4 protein-coding genes are annotated in these 5091 nt (G+C 58.2%); 3 read left to right on the top strand and 1 reads right to left on the bottom strand.

All coding sequences use genetic code 11. The features are described 5' to 3' along the window. Positions 1–171 precede the first annotated feature (171 nt). From MDG893_RS20185 to MDG893_RS20175, 3 genes are read left to right on the top strand one after another with little or no spacing between them, the layout of a single operon-like run. A complete protein-coding gene (locus MDG893_RS20185; RefSeq protein ID WP_007155705.1) occupies positions 172–1359 on the top strand; it encodes an acyl-CoA dehydrogenase family protein in 1188 nt (395 codons plus the stop codon). 12 nt (positions 1360–1371) lie between these two features. Continuing rightward, on the top strand, positions 1372–2520 hold the full coding sequence (locus tag MDG893_RS20180) for an acyl-CoA dehydrogenase family protein (protein ID WP_007155704.1): 1149 nt from the start codon (positions 1372–1374) through the stop codon (positions 2518–2520). A 28-nt stretch (positions 2521–2548) separates the two neighbouring features. Further along, on the top strand, positions 2549–3322 hold the full coding sequence (locus tag MDG893_RS20175; RefSeq protein WP_007155703.1) for an SDR family oxidoreductase: 774 nt from the start codon (positions 2549–2551) through the stop codon (positions 3320–3322). On the opposite strand, the gene MDG893_RS20170 is transcribed toward MDG893_RS20175, so the two are convergent. Then, positions 3315–4895 (bottom strand): flavin-containing monooxygenase, encoded by a 1581-nt coding sequence (locus MDG893_RS20170; RefSeq protein ID WP_007155702.1) that lies wholly within the window; start codon positions 4893–4895, stop codon positions 3315–3317. The genes MDG893_RS20175 and MDG893_RS20170 overlap by 8 nt on opposite strands. Between the last annotated feature and the right edge of the window lie 196 nt (positions 4896–5091).

The following is a 5091-nucleotide window of genomic DNA, read 5'->3' as shown; positions in this document are numbered from 1 at the left end:
CAAAACTGTACGGAGCCATGGATGGCGGAGTCCAAGCGCCCCAGGGACGGGCCGAAGGAGCGTGTTTTGAAAGGGGATACCCATTCGGCGCCGCCACAAAAGTTTTAGGCCAGACATTAGGCCGCTCAGAAGTTAAACCATTTACCTCAGCAGACAGACAAGAGGTGCAACATGGACCTGAATTACACCCCCGAACAAGAGGCCTTCCGCGCCGAAGTTCGGCAATTCCTGGAAGACAACCTCCCGGATGACATCCGCGAACGGGTGCAGAAACGCCTGCGTCATACAAAAGACATGACCCAGCGTTGGCAGAAAATACTGCACGAAAAAGGCTGGGGCGCCTCCACCTGGCCGGAAGAGTTTGGCGGCCCGGGCTGGAGTCCCATTGAGCAGATCATCTTTGAAGAAGAGTGTGCCCTCGCCGGCGCTCCCCGCCAGCTCGACTTCGGCCTGCGCATGGTCGCGCCGGTAATCATGACCTTCGGCAACGACGAACAGAAAAAGCGCTTTCTACCAGGCATTCTCAGCGGTGAGGACTGGTGGTGCCAAGGGTATTCCGAACCCGGTTCCGGCTCCGATCTGGCATCACTGCGTTGTTCTGCCAAACGCGAAGGCGACCAGTACATCGTTAACGGCCAGAAAACCTGGACCACCCTCGGCCAGCACGCTGACTGGATCTTCTGTCTGGTGCGCACCAGCAACGAAGGCAAGCCGCAGCAGGGCATTTCCTTCCTGCTGATCGATATGAGCGATCCCGGCATCGATGTGAAGCCCATCATCATGCTGGATGGCGAGCACGAGATTAACGAAGTCTATTTCGACAACGTGAAAGTGCCCGCCGAAAACCTGATCGGCGAAGAGAATCAGGGCTGGACCTACGCCAAGTTCCTGCTCGGCCACGAGCGCACCGGTCTGGCGAACGTCGGGCAGTGGAAAGCGTTGATGAAGCGCCTGAAAGTCGTGGCCAACGAAGAACAGGACGGCCAGCGCCCGCTGATCGAGAACACCCGCTTCCGCGATCGCCTGGCGCAGCTCGACATCGAACTGCGAGCACTGGAACTCACCGTGTTGCGCGTCCTGACCGACAAACGGGGCCCTGGCCCGCAAGCGTCGATTCTAAAAATCCGTGGCACTGAAATCGGCCAGAAGCTGTTCGAACTCTTAATGGAAGCCACCGGCCAGGACGCCATCGCGCACATTCCGGACGCACTGGAACTGGACTACAACGGCCCCCGCGCAGGCTCCATTGACGCCACGCCGGCGGCTGGCGATTACTTCAACATGCGCAAGCTGTCGATCTTTGGTGGGTCCAACGAGATCCAGCGCAACATCATCGCCCAGCTCGTGCTTGGTCTTTAAGGAGGCGTTTTTATGAACTTCGATCTTACCGACGAACAGCAAATGCTGAACGACTCGCTGCGCCGCTTTGTGACCAACGAGTACAGCTTCGAAAAGCGCAGCATCTTCATTGAATCCGGCAAGGGCACCGACCCGAGCACCTGGGCCGCCCTGGCGGATATGGGCCTGCTGGCGTTCACCTTCCCGGAAGCCTTTGGTGGGCTGGACGGCAATGCCGTCGACACCATGGTGGTGATGGAAAACTTCGGTCGCGGCCTTGTGGTTGAGCCCTATCTGGCCACCGTTGTACTAGCCGGCGGCCTGATTCGTGATGTGGGCAACAACGCCCAGAAAGACGAGTACCTGTCTGCCATCGCCACCGGCGAGCGCAAAATGGCGTTTGCACACTACGAACCGGGCGCCCGGTATAACCTGAGCCAAGTGCAAACCACCGCCCGCAAGGACGGCAACCACTTTATGGTCAGTGGCCAGAAAACCGCCGTGATCCATGGAGGTCAGGCCGACCAGTTGGTGGTCTCCGCACGCACCAGTGGCAACGCCGCTGACGAATCCGGGCTGTCGCTGTTCATCGTCGATGCCAACGCCAAAGGCGTGAAAATAAACGACTACGCCGCCCATGACGGCTATCGCATCGCTGACATCAGTTTCTCCAACGTCGCCGTTAGCGCGGATAACCTGTTGGGCGAACTGGATAAGGCCTTCCCGCACATCGAGAAAGCCATCGATCTGGGGATTGCGGCTGTCTGTGCCGAAGCCGTAGGCGCCATGGAAGCTATGAATGAAACCACCCTGGACTACATCAAGACCCGCAAGCAGTTCGGTGTGTCCATCGGCAAATTCCAGGTGCTGCAGCATCGTATGGCAGACATGTTCATTCAGGCCGAGCAATCCAAATCCATGGCAATTCTGGCGGCCAACACCGCCGATTCCGACGACCGGGCCGAGCGCCGCAACGCGCTGTCCATGGCCAAGACACTGGTCGGCCAGGGTGCCCGCTACGTGGCCCAGGAAGGCGTGCAACTGCACGGTGGCATGGGCGTGACCGACGAAATGTTCGCCGCGCACCTGCACAAGCGGCTGACCACCATCAATTTGCTGTTTGGCGATGCAGACCATCATCTGGCCCAAGTCAGCGACGGCCTGCTGGCCGCCAGCGCCTGAACCACAGGATTCAATTAAGGAACATTTCATGAGCGTAAAACAACTGCTGGACCTGACCGGCAAAGTGGCTTTCATCACCGGCGGCTCTCGCGGCCTAGGGCTTCAGATGGCCGAGGCATTGGGCGAGCTGGGCGCTAAAATCGCCATCAGCGCGCGCAAGCAGCATGAGCTGGATGTGGCAAAGGAACACTTGGAAGGTCGGGGTGTGGAAGTCGTCACTATCGCCGCCGATCTGGGCGACCTTGAAGGTATTCCGAAGGTGGTCGATCAGGTGGTGCAACAACTCGGCGACATCGACATTCTGGTGAACAACGCCGGCGCCACCTGGGGCGCCCCGGCGGAAGACTATCCGCCGGAAGGCTGGATGAAAGTGATGAACTTGAACGTCAACGCCAGCTTCTTCCTGACCCAGACCGTCGGCAAGCGCTGTATGATTCCCCGCAAGATCGGCAAGGTGATCAACATTGCCTCCATCGCCGGGCTGTCCGGCAACCCGGAAGGCATGCAGACCATCGCCTACAACACAAGCAAAGGGGCCATGGTCAACTTCACCCGCGCGCTAGCGTCCGAGTGGGGTCACTACAACATCAACGTGAACGCGCTTTGCCCGGGCTTCTTTCCGTCGAAGATGTCTCAGGGCTTGCTGGATGCACAGGGCGACAAAATGCTTGAGCGCATTCCGCTGAAACGCTTTGGTGGTGAAGAAGATCTTAAGGGTGCTGCAGTGCTATTGGCCTCGGAAGCGGGCCGGCACATTACCGGGCAATGCCTGGCAGTGGACGGTGGCACACTGGTCAGTTAAGCGCTGGCACTGCCTCACCCGCACCTTCAGCTACTGGCTCACACACATACTGCCCCGCATCAAACCGTTTCGTCTGCTGGCGGAACTGCCAGGTGAAGCCTGGCCACAGGGTGGTGTTCTTGCCGTTTTCGTTGACATACCAGCTCTTGCAGCCGGTCTGCCACACGGAGTCGCCAAGTTTGGCGTGGATGGAGGCATTGTATTGGCTCTGGGCGTTTTTCTTTACTTCGACGCTCTTCCAGCCATGCTTTTCCATTTTCTTCAAAGCGTCCACCACGTACTGGATCTGACTTTCGATCATGTACACCATGGAGCTGTGGCCAAGGCCGGTGTTGGGGCCCATGAGCATGAAGAAGTTGGGGAAGCCCGCAATGGCGCTGCCTTTGTAGGCTTCAGCGCCACCTTTCCAGGCGTCCAGCAGGTCCTGTCCGCCCCGACCATGCACCATGCCCGCGGGTATCGGGTCCTGAGCCTTGAAGCCGGTGCCATAAATGATGCAGTCCACTTCCCTCTCACGGCCGTTGTTATCCACGATCATATTGCCGCGCACTTCGCGGATGCCGTCGGTCAGCACGTCGACGTTATTCTGGGCCAGAGCCGGGTAATAGTTGTTTGAGATCAGCACCCGCTTGCAGCCGAAGTGGAAATCCGGGGTGACTTTCCTGCGCAGTTCCCTGTCCTTGATCTGGTTGCGGATATGACGGCGTGCCTGCAATTCACCGATCTTGAGGATTCGCGGGTTGCCTACAAACCCCAGCACCCGGGCTTCCAGCATCCAGTAGATGCTCTGACGGAATGCATTCAGGGTCTGTGGGAACTTGCGGAACATCATCCTTTCCAGCGGGCGAATCTCGCGGTCCGGTTTGGGCACGATCCAGGGCGGAGTGCGCTGGTAGAGGTCGAGGTGAGCCGCATCTTTCGCTACCTCCGGGACGAACTGGATGGCCGAGGCGCCAGTACCGATCACGGCAACGCGTTTACCTTTGAAGTCATAGTCATGGTCCCAGTCCTGGGAGTGGAAGCTTTTGCCGGTGAAGGTGTCGAGGCCCTTGATACTGGGGTACGCCGGTGTGCTAAGGCCGCCCATACCGGAGACGACAACATCGGCCTTGAAGTTGCTGAATTCCGGCAGGCCCTTGTCTTTGCGATTGAGCTTGTCGCCGGGGTTCAGGCACTTTTTCTGCCTGTAGGCCCAAAGTTCACGGCTGTCGCAGGTTTCGACGGTCCAGCTTTGGGTTTTCTCGTCAAAGCGGGCACCCGCCACATGGGTGTTCAGGCGCACGTGTTTCATCAGGTCGTATTTTTCGGCGCAGCTTCGCAGGTAGGCCTGGATTTCTTTCTGCTGGGCGAACATGCGGGTCCAATTGGGGTTTTGTTCGAACGAGAAGGAGTAGAGGGCGGATTGGACATCGCAGGCGCAGCCGGGGTAGTGGTTTTCGTGCCAGGTGCCGCCGACGTCATCGCTTTTTTCCAGGATGACGAAGTTGTCGTATCCGGCTTCCTTGAGTTTGATGCCCATGCCCAGGCCGGAGAATCCGGTGCCGATGATGGCGATTTTTGCTGTCTGACTCATGTTTTCCACCTCGTTGTTCGCTGGCCTTCTGGCCTTGCCTGTTGTTGTCTGTTTCGCCATGATGATTGACGGTAGACACATGTATACCCAACAGAGTAGACAGTTGTATACTTCCAAACATCAGGATCTGGCTGTTTGGCCTCGTTTGATAACTAACTGTCCCCCAGATCAAACTTCGGGGGCTGGGGCAATTGGG

The sequence above is a fragment of the Marinobacter algicola DG893 genome (genome assembly GCF_000170835.1).
Lineage (GTDB): Bacteria > Pseudomonadota > Gammaproteobacteria > Pseudomonadales > Oleiphilaceae > Marinobacter > Marinobacter algicola.
This window is presented reverse-complemented; position numbering and strand designations above follow the sequence as displayed.

Excerpts from the sequence above, each read along its gene's own strand:
- MDG893_RS20185 (WP_007155705.1), top strand. The coding sequence starts at position 172 with ATGGACCTGAATTACACCCCCGAACAAGAGGCCTTCCGCGCCGAAGTT.
- MDG893_RS20180 (WP_007155704.1), top strand. The coding sequence starts at position 1,372 with ATGAACTTCGATCTTACCGACGAACAGCAAATGCTGAACGACTCGCTG.
- MDG893_RS20175 (WP_007155703.1), top strand. The coding sequence starts at position 2,549 with ATGAGCGTAAAACAACTGCTGGACCTGACCGGCAAAGTGGCTTTCATC.
- MDG893_RS20170 (WP_007155702.1), bottom strand. The coding sequence starts at position 4,895 with ATGAGTCAGACAGCAAAAATCGCCATCATCGGCACCGGATTCTCCGGC.